General features: G+C 69.1%; 13 protein-coding genes. 6 read left to right on the top strand and 7 right to left on the bottom strand.

The genetic code is table 11. The annotated features are described in order from the left end of the window. The first annotated feature begins 92 nt into the window (after positions 1–92). The 6 genes from atpG to EBL85_RS08795 all read left to right on the top strand — a co-directional run bounded on the left by atpG (position 93) and on the right by EBL85_RS08795 (position 8,935). On the top strand, positions 93–962 hold the full coding sequence (gene atpG, locus EBL85_RS08820) for a F0F1 ATP synthase subunit gamma (RefSeq protein WP_123139190.1): 870 nt from the start codon (positions 93–95) through the stop codon (positions 960–962). Positions 963–1,058: 96 nt separating this feature from the next. After that, entirely contained in the window at positions 1,059–2,441 is a 1,383-nt protein-coding gene (atpD, locus tag EBL85_RS08815; RefSeq protein ID WP_062272116.1) for a F0F1 ATP synthase subunit beta, read from the top strand. 12 nt (positions 2,442–2,453) lie between these two features. Continuing rightward, positions 2,454–2,879 carry a F0F1 ATP synthase subunit epsilon gene (locus EBL85_RS08810; protein ID WP_123139189.1) on the top strand — a complete coding sequence of 142 codons (426 nt, stop codon included), beginning with the start codon at positions 2,454–2,456 and terminating at the stop codon, positions 2,877–2,879. A 319-nt stretch (positions 2,880–3,198) separates the two neighbouring features. After that, positions 3,199–4,569, top strand: a complete 1,371-nt coding sequence (gene glmU / locus EBL85_RS08805; RefSeq protein WP_123139188.1) for a bifunctional UDP-N-acetylglucosamine diphosphorylase/glucosamine-1-phosphate N-acetyltransferase GlmU — start codon at positions 3,199–3,201, stop codon at positions 4,567–4,569. A gap of 13 nt (positions 4,570–4,582) precedes the next feature. Further along, the gene (gene glmS / locus EBL85_RS08800) at positions 4,583–6,415 is read left to right on the top strand and encodes a glutamine--fructose-6-phosphate transaminase (isomerizing) (RefSeq protein ID WP_123142715.1); all 1,833 of its coding nucleotides are present in this window, start codon (positions 4,583–4,585) and stop codon (positions 6,413–6,415) included. A 204-nt stretch (positions 6,416–6,619) separates the two neighbouring features. Further along, positions 6,620–8,935 (top strand): DUF1631 domain-containing protein, encoded by a 2,316-nt coding sequence (locus EBL85_RS08795; RefSeq protein ID WP_123142714.1) that lies wholly within the window; start codon positions 6,620–6,622, stop codon positions 8,933–8,935. 71 nt (positions 8,936–9,006) lie between these two features. On the opposite strand, the gene EBL85_RS08790 is transcribed toward EBL85_RS08795, so the two are convergent. The 7 genes from EBL85_RS08790 to EBL85_RS08760 form a co-directional block, all read right to left on the bottom strand. After that, on the bottom strand, positions 9,007–10,074 hold the full coding sequence (locus EBL85_RS08790) for an NAD-dependent epimerase/dehydratase family protein (RefSeq protein WP_123142713.1): 1,068 nt from the start codon (positions 10,072–10,074) through the stop codon (positions 9,007–9,009). Next, the gene (locus tag EBL85_RS08785) at positions 10,071–10,946 is read right to left on the bottom strand and encodes a glycosyltransferase family 2 protein (protein WP_123142712.1); all 876 of its coding nucleotides are present in this window, start codon (positions 10,944–10,946) and stop codon (positions 10,071–10,073) included. The genes EBL85_RS08790 and EBL85_RS08785 overlap by 4 nt, the downstream gene beginning before the upstream one ends. Further along, complete coding sequence (locus tag EBL85_RS08780) at positions 10,943–13,048, bottom strand: glycosyltransferase (RefSeq protein WP_223806103.1); 2,106 nt, start codon at positions 13,046–13,048, stop codon at positions 10,943–10,945. Before EBL85_RS08780 ends, EBL85_RS08785 begins: the two co-directional genes overlap by 4 nt. Positions 13,049–13,062: 14 nt before the next feature. Beyond that, positions 13,063–13,536: a DUF302 domain-containing protein gene (locus tag EBL85_RS08775; RefSeq protein ID WP_123142710.1), complete on the bottom strand. Its 474-nt coding sequence runs from the start codon at positions 13,534–13,536 to the stop codon at positions 13,063–13,065. Between the two features lie 116 nt (positions 13,537–13,652). After that, positions 13,653–14,120, bottom strand: a complete 468-nt coding sequence (locus tag EBL85_RS08770) for a hypothetical protein (protein WP_123142709.1) — start codon at positions 14,118–14,120, stop codon at positions 13,653–13,655. Between the two features lie 56 nt (positions 14,121–14,176). Beyond that, positions 14,177–15,052: a hydrogenase nickel incorporation protein HypB gene (gene hypB, locus EBL85_RS08765; RefSeq protein WP_123139179.1), complete on the bottom strand. Its 876-nt coding sequence runs from the start codon at positions 15,050–15,052 to the stop codon at positions 14,177–14,179. A gap of 175 nt (positions 15,053–15,227) precedes the next feature. After that, positions 15,228–15,590 (bottom strand): hydrogenase maturation nickel metallochaperone HypA, encoded by a 363-nt coding sequence (locus EBL85_RS08760; RefSeq protein WP_123139178.1) that lies wholly within the window; start codon positions 15,588–15,590, stop codon positions 15,228–15,230. Positions 15,591–15,593 lie beyond the last annotated feature (3 nt).

Here is a 15,593-nt window from a genome sequence, read left to right as displayed (position 1 = left end):
ATCTGAGACCTTACAACCGACCCGAATCAAACAGGCGCCGCGACCGACCTTCGAGTCGGGGATCGGGCGCTGGAAGCTGGGAGCTTGATCAAATGGCAGGCGCCAAAGAAATCCGCACCAAGATTGCGAGCATCAAGAGCACGCAGAAGATCACTTCCGCCATGGAGATGGTTGCAGCATCGAAGATGCGCAAGGCGCAGGATCGCATGTCTGCCTCCCGGCCCTACGCGGACAAGATGCTCCAGGTGATCCACCATCTGGCGCAAGCGACGCCCGAGTACCGTCATTCCTTCATGGCCACGGAACGCCCGCGCAAGCGCGTCGGTTATATCGTGGTTTCCTCCGATCGCGGCCTGTGCGGCGGCCTCAACAGCAATCTGTTCCGCCGTCTGAGTGCCGAGATCAAGGAGCAGCAGGCCGCTGGCATCGAGCCGGTCTTCTGCGCCATCGGCAGCAAGGCGCTGGGGTTCTTCAAGCGCTTCGGCGGCAAGGTGCTGGCGCAGGCGACCCATCTTGGTGACACCCCGCACATCGAGGATCTGATCGGCACCGTCAAGGTGATGCTCGACGCCTTCGAGGCTGGCGAGATCGACGCGATCCATGTCGCCAGCAACGAGTTCGTCAACACCATGACGCAGCGCCCGGAGATCCGCCAGCTGGTGCCCATCGCCCCCGCCGAGAAGCAGGAGGAGGCGTTGCCCTACCACTGGGACTATATCTACGAGCCGGATGCGCACACCGTCCTCGACGCCCTGCTCACCCGCTACATCGAGTCGCTGGTCTATCAGAGCGTGGTCGAGAACGTCGCCTGCGAGCAGGCCGCGCGAATGGTCGCGATGAAGGCCGCCTCGGACAACGCCGGCAACCTGATCGACGAACTCCAGCTCGTCTACAACAAGGCGCGCCAGGCCGCTATCACCCAGGAAATCTCCGAGATCGTGAGCGGCGCCGCGGCGGTTTGACCCACCGCCGGCTGACCCCGGCGACCCCGGCGACCCCGGCCAGGATCAGACCCAGACAGAATCGCTAGACGCCGCAAGGCAGAAGAGGAAAAGACTATGAGTTCCGGTAACGTGGTGGAAATCATCGGCGCGGTGGTGGACGTACAGTTCCCGCGCGGCGAGATGCCCAAGGTCTATGAAGCACTGAAGATCGAGTCCGTCGGCCTCACCCTCGAGGTGCAGCAGCAGCTCGGCGACGGCGTCGTCCGCACCATCGCCATGGGCTCGACCGACGGCCTGCAGCGTGGCCTCGAGGTCGCCGCCACCGGCGCCCCGATCCAGGTCCCGGTGGGCCAGAAGACCCTCGGTCGCATCATGGACGTGCTCGGCAACGCCATCGACGAGCAGGGCGACATCGGCGCCGAGGAAAGCTGGTCGATCCACCGTCCCGCGCCCAAGCTCGAGGACCAGTCGACCACCACCGAGATCCTCGAGACCGGCATCAAGGTCGTCGACCTGATCATGCCGATCGCCAAGGGCGGCAAGGTCGGCCTGTTCGGCGGCGCCGGCGTCGGCAAGACCGTCACCCTGATGGAGCTCATCCGTAACATCGCCGCCGAGCACTCCGGCTTCTCGGTGTTCGCTGGTGTCGGCGAGCGTACCCGTGAGGGTAACGACTTCTATCACGAGATGAAGGAGTCGAACGTCCTCGACAAGGTGGCCCTGGTCTACGGCCAGATGAACGAGCCGCCCGGCAACCGTCTGCGCGTCGCCCTGACCGGCCTGACCATGGCCGAGTACTTCCGCGACGAAGGCCGTGACGTGCTGCTGTTCGTCGACAACATCTACCGTTACACCCTCGCCGGTACCGAGGTCTCGGCACTGCTCGGGCGCATGCCCTCGGCGGTGGGTTATCAGCCGACCCTGGCCTCGGAGATGGGCGCCCTGCAGGAGCGCATCACCTCCACCAAGACCGGCTCGATCACCTCCTTCCAGGCCGTCTACGTCCCCGCCGACGACCTCACCGACCCGTCGCCGGCGACCACCTTCGCGCACCTCGACGCCACCCTGGTGCTGTCGCGTCAGATCGCCGAGCTGGGCATCTACCCCGCCGTCGACCCGCTCGACTCGACCAGCCGTATCCTCGACCCCAACGTCGTCGGCCAGGAGCACTACGAGACCGCGCGTGCGGTGCAGGGCACCCTGCAGCGCTACAAGGAGCTCAAGGACATCATCGCCATCCTCGGCATGGACGAGCTCTCCGACGAGGACAAGCTGACCGTGGCCCGCGCCCGTAAGATCCAGCGCTTCCTGTCGCAGCCGTTCTTCGTCGCCGAGGTCTTCACCGGCGCGCCCGGCAAGTTCGTCTCGGTCAAGGACACCATCGCCGGCTTCAAGGCCATCGTCAACGGCGAGTACGACCACCTGCCCGAGCAGGCCTTCTACATGGTCGGCAGCATCGAGGAAGCGGTGGCCAAGGCCGAAAAGATGGCCAACTAACGGAGACCACCCATGGCAATGACGATCCACGTCGATATCGTGAGCGCAGAGGGCGCCATCCACTCCGGGCAGGCGACCATGGTGTACGCCAGCGCGGAAGTGGGTGAGGTGGGCATCGCGCCCCGCCACACCGCCTTCATCAGCCGTCTCAAGCCCGGCGACGTCCGAGTGGAGAACGAGCAGGGCGAGCAGGAGCACTTCTACGTCTCCGGCGGCATGCTCGAGGTCCAGCCGAACGTGGTCACGGTCCTTGCCGACACCGCGGTCCGGGCCGCGAACCTCGACGAGGCGGCGGCCCAGGACGCCAAGCGTCGCGCCGAGGAGGCACTGGCCGGACAACAGGCCGGGTTCGAGTACGCCAAGGCCCAGGCCGAGCTGGCCGAGGCGATCGCCCAGCTGCGTGCGATCGAGAAGCTGCGCAAGACCAAGCGCGGCTGATTCGCTCGCGCCACGTCCGGCGCGCTGCACGAGGAAAACGCCCCGTCCGCAAGGTCGGGGCGTTTTTTTATCGGCCAAGGGGCCTTATTCTCGCCAACGGTGCGCTTGACGCTGACGAAACGCCCGGCGCATGCTCCCTGCGAGCCATATGGCGATGACACCCAAAGACGACGCGCACACAGCAGTGCTCGCGACACGTGCCCCAGACGGCTAGGATAGCCACCGAGCGCGATGCCCGTGACCGCTCCCGGCGGAGCATCCTCTCCAGGGATGATGGGCGTCTCTCCCTATCGACAACTCCAGCAAGGATCACTCAGGCATGAAGTTAGGCGTCGTGATACTGGCCGCCGGGCTCGGCAAGCGGATGCGTTCGAGACTCCCCAAGGTCCTCCATCCACTGGCCGGCAAGCCACTGCTCGCGCACGTCCTCGAGGCGGCGGAGACGATCGAGCCGACACGAATCGTGGTCGTTCACGGCCATGCCGGCGATCAGGTGCGTGCGGCCCTCGATGGCCATTCCTGCACCTGGGTCGAGCAGACCGAGCAGCGCGGCACCGCGCACGCAGTGATGCAGGCGATGCCCGCACTCGCCGATCTCGACCGCGTGCTGGTGCTCTATGGCGATGTGCCGCTGATCTCGCCGGCCACCCTCGAGCGACTGATCGCTGCGGCCGACGGCAGCCCGCTGGCGCTGCTCACCGCCGAACTCCCCGACCCCACCGGCTATGGCCGAATCCTGCGCGATGCCGAGGGACGCATCGAGCGCATCGTCGAGGAGCGCGACGCCGACGAACAGCAGCGCCGCATCCGCGAGTCGAACACCGGCTTCCTGATCGCCGATCGCGCCCGTCTCGACGACTGGCTCTCGCGCATCGACGACGACAACGCCCAGGGCGAGTACTACCTCACCGACGTCACCGCACTGGCCGCGGCCGACGGCGTGGACGTGGCCAGTGCCCGTCCCGACAGCCTCACCGAGGTCTCCGGGGTCAACGACCGCGTCCAGCTCGCCGCACTCGAACGCGCCTGGCAGCGCCAGCAGGCCGAGCGACTGATGCGCGCCGGCGTCACCCTGCAGGACCCGGCGCGCTTCGACCTGCGCGGCCGGCTCACCGCCGCGAGCGACTGCACCATCGACGTCAATGTCGTCATCGAGGGTGAGGTCGAGATCGCCGCGGGGGTCCACATCGGCCCCAACTGCGTGCTGCGCGACTGCACCATCGGCGCCAACACCGAGATCCTCGCCAACTGCGTGATCGAGGGCGCCCGGGTCGGCGCCGACGCCCGCATCGGTCCCTTCGCGCGGCTGCGTCCGGGCAGCGAACTGGGCGATGCCACCCATGTCGGCAACTTCGTCGAGACCAAGAACACCCGCCTCGGCGCCGGCAGCAAGGCCAATCATCTGACCTATCTGGGGGACGCCACCATCGGCGCCGGGGTCAACATCGGCGCCGGCACCATCACCTGCAATTACGACGGCGCCAACAAGTCGCGTACCGAGATCGGTGACCGCGCCTTCATCGGCTCGAACAGCGCGCTGGTGGCGCCGGTGAGCATCGGCGAGGGGGCCACCATCGGCGCCGGATCGGTGATCACCCGTACCGCGCCGGCCGAGCAGCTCACCCTCTCGCGTGCCCGCCAGCACAGCGTCAACGGCTGGCAGCGCCCCCAGAAACAGCCGAAACCCTAAGGAGTTCCAGTCTATGTGCGGCATCGTCGGCGCCATCGCCCAACGCCCGGTCGCGGCCATCCTGCTCGAGGGGCTGAAGCGACTCGAATACCGCGGCTACGACTCCGCGGGTATCGCCATCCTCGAGGGCCCGGGGCAGCTCAACCGCTCCCGCACCCTCGGCAAGGTCGCGCGTCTCGCCGAGGAGGTCGACGCACACCCACTGCCCGGGCTGCTCGGCATCGCCCACACCCGCTGGGCGACCCACGGCGAACCGGCCGCCCACAACGCCCACCCGCACGTCTGTCGCGACCGCTGCGCGATCGTGCACAACGGCATCATCGAGAACCACGAGCAGCTGCGCGCCGCCCAGCGCGAGGCCGGTCACCGCTTCACCTCCGAGACCGACACCGAGGTGGTGGTGCATGCGATCTATGACCAGCTCGCCGCCGGTCACGGACTGCTCGAAGCGGTGCGCAACACCACCGCCGAGCTGCAGGGCGCCTATGCCCTGGGGGTGATCGACACCCAGGACCCCGAGCGCCTGATCGCCGCGCGCGAGGGCAGCCCGCTGGTGATCGGGATCGGCTTCGGCGAGCACTTCATCGCCTCGGACGTGTTCGCCCTGCTGCCGGTCACCCACCGCTTCATCTTCCTCGAGGAAGGGGATATCGCCGAGCTCACCCGCGAGCGGGTGCGCATCTGGGACCGCGACGGGCGCGAGGTCGAGCGTCCGATCAAGACCTCCAGCCTGGCGCTCGACGCCGCCGAGCGCGGCGAGTACCGCCACTACATGCTCAAGGAGATCTTCGAACAACCACAGGCGATCGCCGATACCCTCGACGACCGTCTCAGCGGCAACCGACTGCGCCCCGAGTGCTTCGGCAACGAGGCCGAGGCGCTGTTCACCGAGGTCAAGGCGGTCACCATCGTCGCCTGCGGCACCAGCTATCATGCCGCACAGGTCGCCCGCTACTGGATCGAGGCCCTCGCCGGGCTGCCGTGCAGCGTCGAGGTCGCCAGCGAGTACCGCTACCGCCAGCATGTGGTCCCCGAACAGGCGCTGTTCGTCACCCTCTCGCAGTCGGGCGAGACCGCCGATACCCTGGCCGCGCTGCGCCAGGCCAGGCAGAGCGGCTATCGCGCCACCCTGGCGATCTGCAACGTCCCCGAGAGTTCGCTGGTGCGCGAGTCCGATCTGGTGCTGCTCACCCATGCCGGTCCAGAGATCGGGGTGGCCTCGACCAAGGCCTTCACCACCCAGCTCGTCGCCCTGCTGTTGCTGACCCTGGCGCTCGGGCGCGGACGTGGCATCGACGAGGCCGAGGAGGCACGGCTGGTCGGGCTGTTGCGCTCGCTGCCGCTCAAGATCGAGGAGGTGCTGCGACTCGACGAGCAGATCGCGATGCTCGCCGAGTCCTTCGTCGACAAGCACCACACCCTCTTCCTCGGGCGCGGCGAACAGTACCCGATCGCCATGGAGGGCGCGCTCAAGCTCAAGGAGATCTCCTATATCCATGCCGAGGCCTACCCCGCCGGCGAACTCAAGCACGGCCCACTGGCGCTGATCGACGAGCAGATGCCGGTGGTCGCGGTGGCGCCCAACAACGCCCTGCTCGAGAAGCTCAAGTCCAACCTCGAGGAGGTCCGGGCGCGCGGCGGCCAGCTCTATGTCTTCGCCGACTTCCAGGTCCCGCTCGACGAGACCGATGGGGTTAATGTCATCCGTCTGCCCGAGACCGACGACCTGCTCGACCCGCTGGTCTTCACCATCCCGCTGCAGTTGCTCGCCTATCATGTCGCCGTGCTCAAGGGCACCGACGTCGATCAACCGCGCAACCTGGCCAAGTCGGTGACCGTCGAGTAGACATGTCCCCTTCGCCGCTGTGATCGAGTTGACAGCGGCAAGATCACGTCGGCATATACTCTGCGTAAGAAGGAACAGACCCGGGAGGAGGGGACCGGGTCTGCAGGCCGCGAACTTGAGCCACAGCCGACCGCCTTATCGTCCCCGTCGCTCGGGCGCGCGCGACCGGACGCGCTGCGCCGTCCCTGCCTTCTGGAACCAACCATGGCCGACAGATCCTCATCGAACGTCGTCCCGCTCGCCGGTCGCGGCCTCCCGCCAGAGGCCCCGGCATCGGCCGATCCAGCCACCCTGCTCGCGGCCTGTCGCGACCGCCTCGCGCACGGTCTCGCCACCGTCTTCGCCCAGCATCTCGACAGCGCCAACGACGACTTCCTCGGCATGGCCGATCGCGCCACCAGCCTCGAGCAGCAACAACTCTATTTCGCCGCCATGGACTTCCTCACCGGCCATGGCCAGCTGCTGCTGCAACAGTTCCGCAGCACCTATGTCGCGCAGTTCGAAGCGGCGGTCGCGGCCCTGCGCGGCACCACCGTGGAAGGCGGGCGCGCGAACCAGGAGCCGCGCGAGCTGAGCCTGATCGACACCGACGACTTCGAGCGCGACCTGGCAATCGCCAAGCTCTCGGCCCGCGCCGCGTGCAACTGCGCGCAGCAGCTCACCGCGCTCGATCGACGCTTTGCCGCACTGCTGCAACTCTCGCGTATCGCTCAGGACGACAACCCGCTGCACCCGCGCGCGCTCTTCACCACGATGCTCGACGCGCTCGGCGCACTCGACGTCGGCGAACAGCTCGGACTGATCCTGCTGCAGGAGTTCGAGCGCCAGACCTCGGCCGAGCTGCCGGGCATCTATGCCGACCTCAACCGCTTTCTCGCCGAGGCCGGCATCCTCCCCAACATCCCGCTCGCCGGCCCCCAGCGCGCACTACGCAGCCAACCACTCGACGCCGCTGACGCTCACCCACCGCTCGATGAGCACCGGCAGACTGCCGCATCGGCGCCGCACCAGGGCGAGCACGGCAACAGCGACGTCTTCGAACAGCTCGCCCAGGCGCTGCAGGCAGCCGCCACCCAGCGCCCAGCGGCCACCGGCCAGTTCCACCAGGGCATGCCACCGACGCCCCGGGCGGCACCATCACAACCGCGCCAGCAGACGCTCGACATCGCCGAGCTGATCCAGGCCCTCACCGGGCTGCAACGCGGCGGCGGCGACGTCCGTCAGCTGCCGGGACTCGGCGCATCCCCCATCGACCCGGCGCAGAACGACGCACTGCAACGAATCCGCGCCACCCCAATGGCCGACTGGTCGCACCCGGTCGACGCGCTCACCATCGACATCGTCTCGATGCTGTTCGACGCCATGTTCAAGGACCCCGAACTCTCGGCGGCGATCCGCGCCGAGCTGGCCAAGCTGCAGATCCCGGTGCTCAAGGTCGCGCTGATCGACAAGCACTTCTTCTCCGAGCGACGCCACCCCGCACGCCGACTGCTCGATCTCATCGCCAGCTCCGGCCTCGGCCGCAGCGAGGAAGACGAACCGCGTCTGATCGAGCGGATCCGTACCATCGTCGATGGCGTGGTCGATGGCTTCGATGACGACGTCGAGGTCTTCGCCCGCCAGCTCCAGGCGTTCGAGCAGTTCCTCGACGAGGAAGAGACGCGGGCCCGTGGCAAGGCGAGCAAGGTGCTCGGCGAGCTGGCCCGACGCGATCGGCGCGAGGTCGCCGAGCGACGTGTCGAGGCCGTCATCACCGAGCACGCCCACCCGGAGGCCCCGGCACTGATCAGCGACTTCGTCGGCGAGCATTGGCGACAGGTGTTGGTCGACGTGTTCATCGACACCGGCGAGGACGGCGAGGACTGGCGGGAAGCGGTGCAGCTGATGGACGACCTGCTGTGGTCGGTCGAGCCCAAGCTCACCCAGGAGGAGCGCGACCGTCTGCTCACCCTGCTCCCGGACCTCATCACCCGGCTGCGCAAGGGGCTCGAGCGTATCGACCAGGAGACCTCCTGGGACAGCTTCTTCGGTCAGCTGATCCGGCTGCACATGGCGGCCCTGCATCGCGAGGGCGTGAACGACTCGCCGCCAGCGCAGGACAACGTCGAGGACACGACCACCGCCCCGGCATCGGCATCGGCATCGGCATCGGCATCGGCATCGGCATCGGCATCGGCATCGGCATCGGCATCGGCATCGGCATCGGCATCGGCATCCGATGATGCCGACGACGCAGAGACCGATCACCATCTGCGTCTCGCGCGCGCCCTCGAGGTCGGCGCCTGGGTCGAGTTCAAGAGCGTGCGCGGGACCCGCAAGACGCTGCGACTGAGTTGGGTCAGTGAGTATCGTGGCGTCTATCTGTTCACCAACCGTCAGGGTGACAACGCCCTCACGCTCGCCACCACCAGCCTCGCCAATCATCTGCGCCAGGGCAGCGCCCGACTGCTCAGCCAGGACCCGCTCACCGAGCGTGCGGTCAGTCAGGTCCTGGAGCGCCGTACCGACCCCGAAACCTGACCCGGACCACGACGCCGTCGTCGCGCCTCACCGACGACGGCACGGCCGCCGCTACCGCCAGTCGCACCCGATCAGACGACCGACGAGTCGGGGGGGCGAGGCCCCTCCCGATCCCCGCCCCGAACCATCCGCACCAACCCCTCGATCTCCTCATCGAGCCGGAGCCGGGCACGGAACCCCAGCTCGCGCTCGAGCGTGGCCGAGGAGAACCAGGCATCGCCGACGAGCTTGTCGAGCCCTTCCAGGGTCAGGGGCATGCGCCGACCGAGCAGACGCTCGCCGAGCGTGCCGACCCCGGCGGCGGCGCGCAGCGCCCACAGCGGCACCGTCCAGCGCGGCACCGGACGGTCGAGCGCGCGACAGATGCGCTCGTAGATCCAGCGCGTGGAATAGGCGCCGCCATCGGTCACGCAATAGGTGCGCCCGGCGCTCGCCGGGTGGGCGACGGCGAGCAGCACCGCAGCCACCGCATCCTCGACGTGCACCGCCGAGCGGTGGTTGTCGATCCGTGGCCAGGGCGGGAAGCGATGGGCGGCGACGGCGGCGATCATCCGCGCCAGATTGCCCTCCCCCGCCAACCCGTAGACCATCGGCAGGCGCAACACGCAGCCGGGGATGCCGAGCGCCGCGGCGCTCGCCAGCAACTCGCCCTCGGCGACCAGCTTGGCGCGACCATAGCCGGTCTCGGGCGCGGGTTCGACCTCGTCGGGGCCGGCCGGATGGCCGCGCGCCCCGGTCGCATCCCCCATCGCCTTGACCGTGCTGAGATAGAGCATCCGCCGCAGCGACCCGGCGCTGCGCGCCTCGGCCATCAGTGCGCGCGTGCCCTCGGCGGTCACCGTCCAGTGTCCCGGGGCCTCGTAGATGTCGGGCTCGTCGGCGGCCGGGGCATAGCTGGCGAGATGGATCAGGGTCTCGACCCCGGCACAGACCCCGGCGAGGGTCTCGGGACGGGCGAGATCGGCGCGACGCGTCTCCACCCCCCGCCCCGGCCACAGCCGCTCGACCACCGCCGGTGCGCGGCTGACCACCGCCACCCGCTGACCGTGCGCGAGCAGCGCCTCGACCAGCACCCGACCGACCCGGCCGGTAGCGCCGGTGACCAGCACCAGTCCGAGTGCATCCGCGCGCAGACTCATGTCGCCCGCCCCCGTCGCAGCCACTGACGCGCGACCAGCAGCCCCAGGTGCAGACGGATACCGAGGATCACCAGCCAGCTGAACGGACGCGGATAGCGCCGGTACTGGAACTTGCGATAGAAGCGCTCCATGCCGCGATGCTTGTGGCGCTCGACGGCCAGCGGATCACCACCGCTGCAGGCGCCCTTGTGATGCACCACCTCGACCCCGGGCACCAGCAGCACCCGCCAGCCGGCCTCAGCAAAGCGCACGAACCAGTCGAGGTCCTCGCAGTGCAGGAAATAACCCTCGTCGAGCGGGCCGACCTGTGCGAGCGCGGCGCGGCGCACGAACATGAACGAGCCCGAGGTCGCCTCGACCGTCACCGGCTCGCGCGGCGGCGGCAGATGACGCTGATCGAGTCCGGCGCCACCGAGCCGCTCCAGTCCGAGCAGACGGCGCAGCGCGATCCAGGGATCGGGGATGGCGCGCCGACAGGCGACCTGCTCGGCGCCGTCCGGATCGCGCACCATGCACCCGGCGATCCCCGCCTCGGGATGGGCCTCGAGCGCCTCGACCATACGCCCGAGGGTATCGGGGGCGACGATGCAGTCGGGGTTGAGGAACAGCAGCCAGGGCGCGCCGGCCAGCGGCAGCGCGCGGTTGTTGCCCGCAGCGAAGCCGAGGTTGGCGCCGTTCTCGACGATCCGCAGCCGCGCATCGGCACCGACCCGCGCGCGCAACCGGGTGAGGCTGTCGTCGACCGAGCCGTTGTCGCTGACGATCACCTCGACGGCGAGCGTCGAGCCGAGCACCGCCGTCACGCACTCGGCGAGCAACGCCCCGGCGTTGTAGTTGACGACGATGACGCTGACCAGCGGCATGGCGCTCATCGGCTCACCTCCTCGTCGAGCGCGACCCGCACCGCGCGCTCGGCGGCGGCGAAACCGAAGTGGCGCTCCATCACCGCCAGCCCGCCGTCGGAAAGGCGCTGCCAGAGCGCGTCGTCGACACAGACCCGGGCGATGGCGTCAGCCAGCGCGCGGGCGTCCTCGCCGAGCAGCACCGACTCGCCGTCGACCAGATGCATGCCCTCGGCGGCCACCGCGGTGGCCACCACCGGCAGCCCGTGGGCGAGGCTCTGATTGATCTTGCCCTTGACCCCGGCGCCGTAGCGCAGCGGCGCCACCGACGCCCGCGAGCTGGCGAACAGTGGCGCGACATCGGGGACATAGCCGAGGATCTCGATGTCCGGCGCGGCGAGTGCGCGCACCTCCGGCGGCGGCTCGGCGCCGACCACCCGCAGCACCACCCCGGGCAGGCGCTCGCGCAGCAGCGGCATCAGCTCGCGACCGAGGAAGAGCACCGCATCGGTGTTCGGCGGATGGGCGAAGGCGCCGATGAACAGCAGGCCGTGACGCTCGGCGGCGGGACGCGCCGAGCCGAAGATGCGATGGATGTTGGAGACCAAATGCACCTCGACATCGGGCGCCTCGGTGGCAAGCAGCGCGCGCTCGGCCTCGCTCACCACCCAGGTCTGGTCGGCGCGACGCATCAGCGCCAGCTCCTGATCGCGACGCCGCGCGGCGATCCGGCGGGTGGCCGCGTCGCCGCGCAACTCGGCGAGCCGGCTCTCGCGCAGGAAGTGCAGATCGACGGTGTCGAAGACGATCCGCGCCCGCGCGCAGTGACGCCGCGCGGCCTCCATCAGCGCCGCGGCGGCATCGGCGCGGCTGAGCACCACCAGATCGTAGCGCGCGCCTTGGGTGGCCAGATGACGCGCGACCGAGGGCACGTGCGGACGATAGAGCACCTCCACCCCGCGCTGCTGGAGCGCGCCGACATAGGGCTCGGGCGCCTCCAGGTTGGCCGCGGCAAAGGTCACCTGATAGCCGAGCCCGCGCAGGATGGCGAACAGGTTGACCATGCGCAGCGAGCCCGACTCGCGATCCGGCGTCACCATGTAGTTGTCGACCACCAGGGCACGGCGCGCCAGGGCGCGGTCCTTGACCCGGTCGAGCGCCGCGTCGCGCGCGCCGAACCCGGCGAGCGTCTCGCCCCAGCGCGCGCGGAAGGTCTCGGCGTGGATGCGCTGATAGCGCTTGAGCCCGGTGCTCGCCTCGGGGTCGCGCCCGGCGCTCACCCCCTCGAAGTGCACCACCCAGGCCGCCGGCTGGTAGTAGACCCGGAGCCCGGCGGCGCGCACCCGCATCGCCAGATCGGTGTCCTCGTAATAGGCCGGGGCGAAGGTGCGGTCGAAACCGTCGAGACGCTCGAACAGCGCGCGCGGGATCGCCAGCGCCGCGCCCGAGCAGTAGTCGACGGGGCGCACATAGCCGTACTCGGGACGATGCGGATCGTCGAGATGACCATGGTTCCACGCCGAGCCGTCGGCGAAGAGGATGCCGCCGGCCTCCTGCTGACGACCGTCGGGATAGACCAGCCGGGCACCGACCATGCCCGCGTCCGGATATTCATCGAAGGTCGCCAGCAGGGCGTCGAGCCAGCCCGGCTGCACCTGGGTGTCGTTGTTGAGGAACACCAGCAGCTCGCCGCGCGCAGCCTCGGCGCCACGGTTGCAGGTACCGACGAAACCGAGGTTCTCGGGGTTGCGGATCAGCCGCACCCCGGGATAGGCGGCGAGCCGCGCGGCGCTGTCGTCGGGCGAGCAATCGTCGACCACCACCACCTCGAAGCGCGCCGTGTCGCCGCAGCGCGCGAGCGCGGCCAGACAATGATGGGTGTAGCCGAACTGACCGTGGATCGGGATCACCACCGACACCCGTGGGTGCTCGGGCGCGGGCAGCGCGATCGGCTCGAAAGGTTCGTCGAAGGCGAGCAGGACGGGTGGATCGGGGATGCGCAACGGCGTGGTGCGCAGCCGCCGCGCGAGCTTGCGCGCGAGCACCCGGGGGCCTTCGGTACGCAGCACGTGCAGCGCGCGCGGACCGTAGCGACGAACCAGATCGAGCAGGCGGATAAGCCCCTGCGGCATCGCCATGGTCGCCATCACCAGGCCAGCGCCGCGCGGGCGAGCGCGTCGAGCAACTCGGCGACCTCGCGCATCACCGGGCTTGCGGCCTGCAGCTCGGCGGGGACCGCGCGATAGGCGGCATGGACGGTGGCGGGGTCGCCCGGCAGGGTATAGAGACTGACCACGAAGGGGCAGTTGACGATCCGCGTCGGGTCCTCGCGCATCATCTCGCGCGAGAGCACGGCGCTGCAGAACTCGACCGAGCGCGCCTCACCGTAGACCGGCTCGGTGAAACCGAGGTCCGCGCCAGTGCGGGCGAACATCTCGCCCAGATCGAGGACGTTGTTGATATAGAGACCGCGTTCGAGGATCGCCGCCTGCAGCCCGTCGAGCGCGGCCTCGAGGCTGGTCTCGGCCTGGTGGACGACGGCGCCGCCCGCGGCCAGCGGCGAAGACAGTGGGGCGCAGAGCAGCGCCAGCGCGCAGAGCGCGCGAGTGATCCGTGACATCGGACGCGACCTCCGGTCGATGAAGCCCAGTTGACGAGCCGCATCTTAGCAGCCGCGCCCACCGGGCACAGCGCCGGCCCCGCGGCGACGGGGCCGGTCGCGTCCGACGACCGGGATCAGTACTGGTTCATCGGGCGGAAGCCGGGCGGCGAGGGCCAGTCACCAGGGGACGGGGTCTGCCGCGGCGGCTGGGCGCCGCGCTGACGCGCCTCGAGCTCCTCGACCCGACGCTTGAGCGCCTCGATCTCCTCGGCGGTGGCATCGGGCGCACCAGCCGCCGCAGGCGCGACCGGTGACGCCGGCGTGGTCCCCGGCACGCCGGGATAGGCCGGGGGCGGCGCATAGGGCATGCCGTAACCACCATAGGGCGCGCCATATCCCGGACCGCCATAGGGACCATAGGGCGGCGCATAGGGGCCGTAGGGACCGTCGTAATAGTCATCGTCGTAGCGGTCACCGCCCATCCAGCGGCTGGGGTTCATCATGTCGCCGAAGTTGAACGCCGACACCGCCGGCACCTGCGCCAGCAGGGCGAGCAACGCGATCGCGCGCGCGGAACGTCTGGTGAACATTGGGACTGACACGGAGGTTCCTCCTCGTGGCTTGACGGGGTCCGGGACCGGGCAAGGTGTCGACGGGATCAGCCGTGACTCTGCGCGGCTTGATGGAAGTGACCGTGGCCGTGATGCTCGCCCTCCTGGGCATCGCCGTGCAACAAGGCGCCGTCGGGCTGGATCAGCGGGTGGATGGTGCGCCCGAGCGCACGTCTGGTGTCCTGCGCCTGCAGCTCGTCGCGCAGCCAGAGCAGCCAGGGTTCGAGCTCGCCGGGTCGACGGGTCGAGACCACGTCGAAGGGCGCCACGCTTGCCAGCGCGCGCAGATGACGCTCGGCGCGCTCGGGGTCGAAGTCCTCGAGCACCGGCAGCAGATCGCCCTTGGTGCAGAGCACCAGATCGGCGGCGCGGAAGATCACCGGGTACTTGGCCGGCTTGTCGTCGCCCTCGGGCACCGACAGCAGGGTGACGTTGCGGTGCTGGCCGAGGTCGAAGCTCGCCGGGCAGACCAGGTTGCCGACGTTCTCGATGAACAGCAGGTCGATGCCGTCGAGATCGATCTGATGCAGCGCCTGATGGACCATGTGGGCATCGAGATGACAGGCGCTGCCGGTGGCGATCTGTACCGCCTGCACGCCCTTGGCGCGGATGCGCTCGGCATCGTTCTCGGTCTCGAGATCGCCCTCGATCACCGCGATCCGGCAACTCGGCCCGAGCACCTCGATGGTCGCCTCGAGCAGGCGGGTCTTGCCCGCGCCCGGCGAGGACATCAGGTTGATCGCCAGCACGCCGTGACGGTCGAAGTGCTCACGGTTGTGACGGGCCTGATGATCGTTCTCCGTGAGCAGGTTGCGCAGCACGCTGACCGCCGCGCGACCGTCCTCGGTCCGGGCGTGACGTCCGCCATCGCGCACCAGGTGCTCGTTGCCGGGGGTGATGTTGCAGCCACAGGTATCGCACATGACGAGATCTCCGCTAGGGATGCGCTGTTGGGACGATGGCGCGACGTCTTGGCAGCGGTCGCGCGAACCCTGTCCGGGTCATCCATCCACCGGATGCTGGCGCCAACGTCTCCTGAATCCAAGCCTTGGCGTGAGTGTATGTCATCGCGACCGTCACCGGTTAGTCAGAATCCGGTCATGACGCCGGGGCGTCGGGGATCGACAGTTCCAGGTTGGCCAGCAACATCTCGTCGCCGCTGATCAGACGGGTGCGATAACCGTCGCACGCCGCACACAGCAACCGGTTGGGCTCGACCGTGCTCTCCGCGCCACAGTCGAGACAGCGCACCCGCACCGGCGCGGACTCGATCGCCAGGGTCGCGCACTCGGCGCGGGTCCCGGCGGCGGCCAGCGGATAGGCGCGCTCGAGCAAGTCGGGCTCGACCCCGGAGAGCGGCCCGATACGCAACAGGATGCGCTCGACCCGGGTGGCGCCGTGCTCGTCGGCGATCCGCTCGACCTGATCGAGCAGCGCCTGACAGATGGAGAGTTCATGCATCCC

The organism is Marichromatium sp. AB32 (genome assembly GCF_003718675.1).
Lineage (GTDB): Bacteria > Pseudomonadota > Gammaproteobacteria > Chromatiales > Chromatiaceae > Marichromatium > Marichromatium gracile.
Note: the sequence above shows the minus strand (reverse complement) of the source record. Positions and strands in the feature narration are given on the sequence as shown.

Coding starts and splice junctions, on each gene's coding strand:
- atpG (WP_123139190.1), top strand. CDS start 93: ATGGCAGGCGCCAAAGAAATCCGCACCAAGATTGCGAGCATCAAGAGC.
- atpD (WP_062272116.1), top strand. CDS start 1,059: ATGAGTTCCGGTAACGTGGTGGAAATCATCGGCGCGGTGGTGGACGTA.
- EBL85_RS08810 (WP_123139189.1), top strand. CDS start 2,454: ATGGCAATGACGATCCACGTCGATATCGTGAGCGCAGAGGGCGCCATC.
- glmU (WP_123139188.1), top strand. CDS start 3,199: ATGAAGTTAGGCGTCGTGATACTGGCCGCCGGGCTCGGCAAGCGGATG.
- glmS (WP_123142715.1), top strand. CDS start 4,583: ATGTGCGGCATCGTCGGCGCCATCGCCCAACGCCCGGTCGCGGCCATC.
- EBL85_RS08795 (WP_123142714.1), top strand. CDS start 6,620: ATGGCCGACAGATCCTCATCGAACGTCGTCCCGCTCGCCGGTCGCGGC.
- EBL85_RS08790 (WP_123142713.1), bottom strand. CDS start 10,074: ATGAGTCTGCGCGCGGATGCACTCGGACTGGTGCTGGTCACCGGCGCT.
- EBL85_RS08785 (WP_123142712.1), bottom strand. CDS start 10,946: ATGAGCGCCATGCCGCTGGTCAGCGTCATCGTCGTCAACTACAACGCC.
- EBL85_RS08780 (WP_223806103.1), bottom strand. CDS start 13,048: ATGCCGCAGGGGCTTATCCGCCTGCTCGATCTGGTTCGTCGCTACGGT.
- EBL85_RS08775 (WP_123142710.1), bottom strand. CDS start 13,536: ATGTCACGGATCACTCGCGCGCTCTGCGCGCTGGCGCTGCTCTGCGCC.
- hypB (WP_123139179.1), bottom strand. CDS start 15,052: ATGTGCGATACCTGTGGCTGCAACATCACCCCCGGCAACGAGCACCTG.
- EBL85_RS08760 (WP_123139178.1), bottom strand. CDS start 15,590: ATGCATGAACTCTCCATCTGTCAGGCGCTGCTCGATCAGGTCGAGCGG.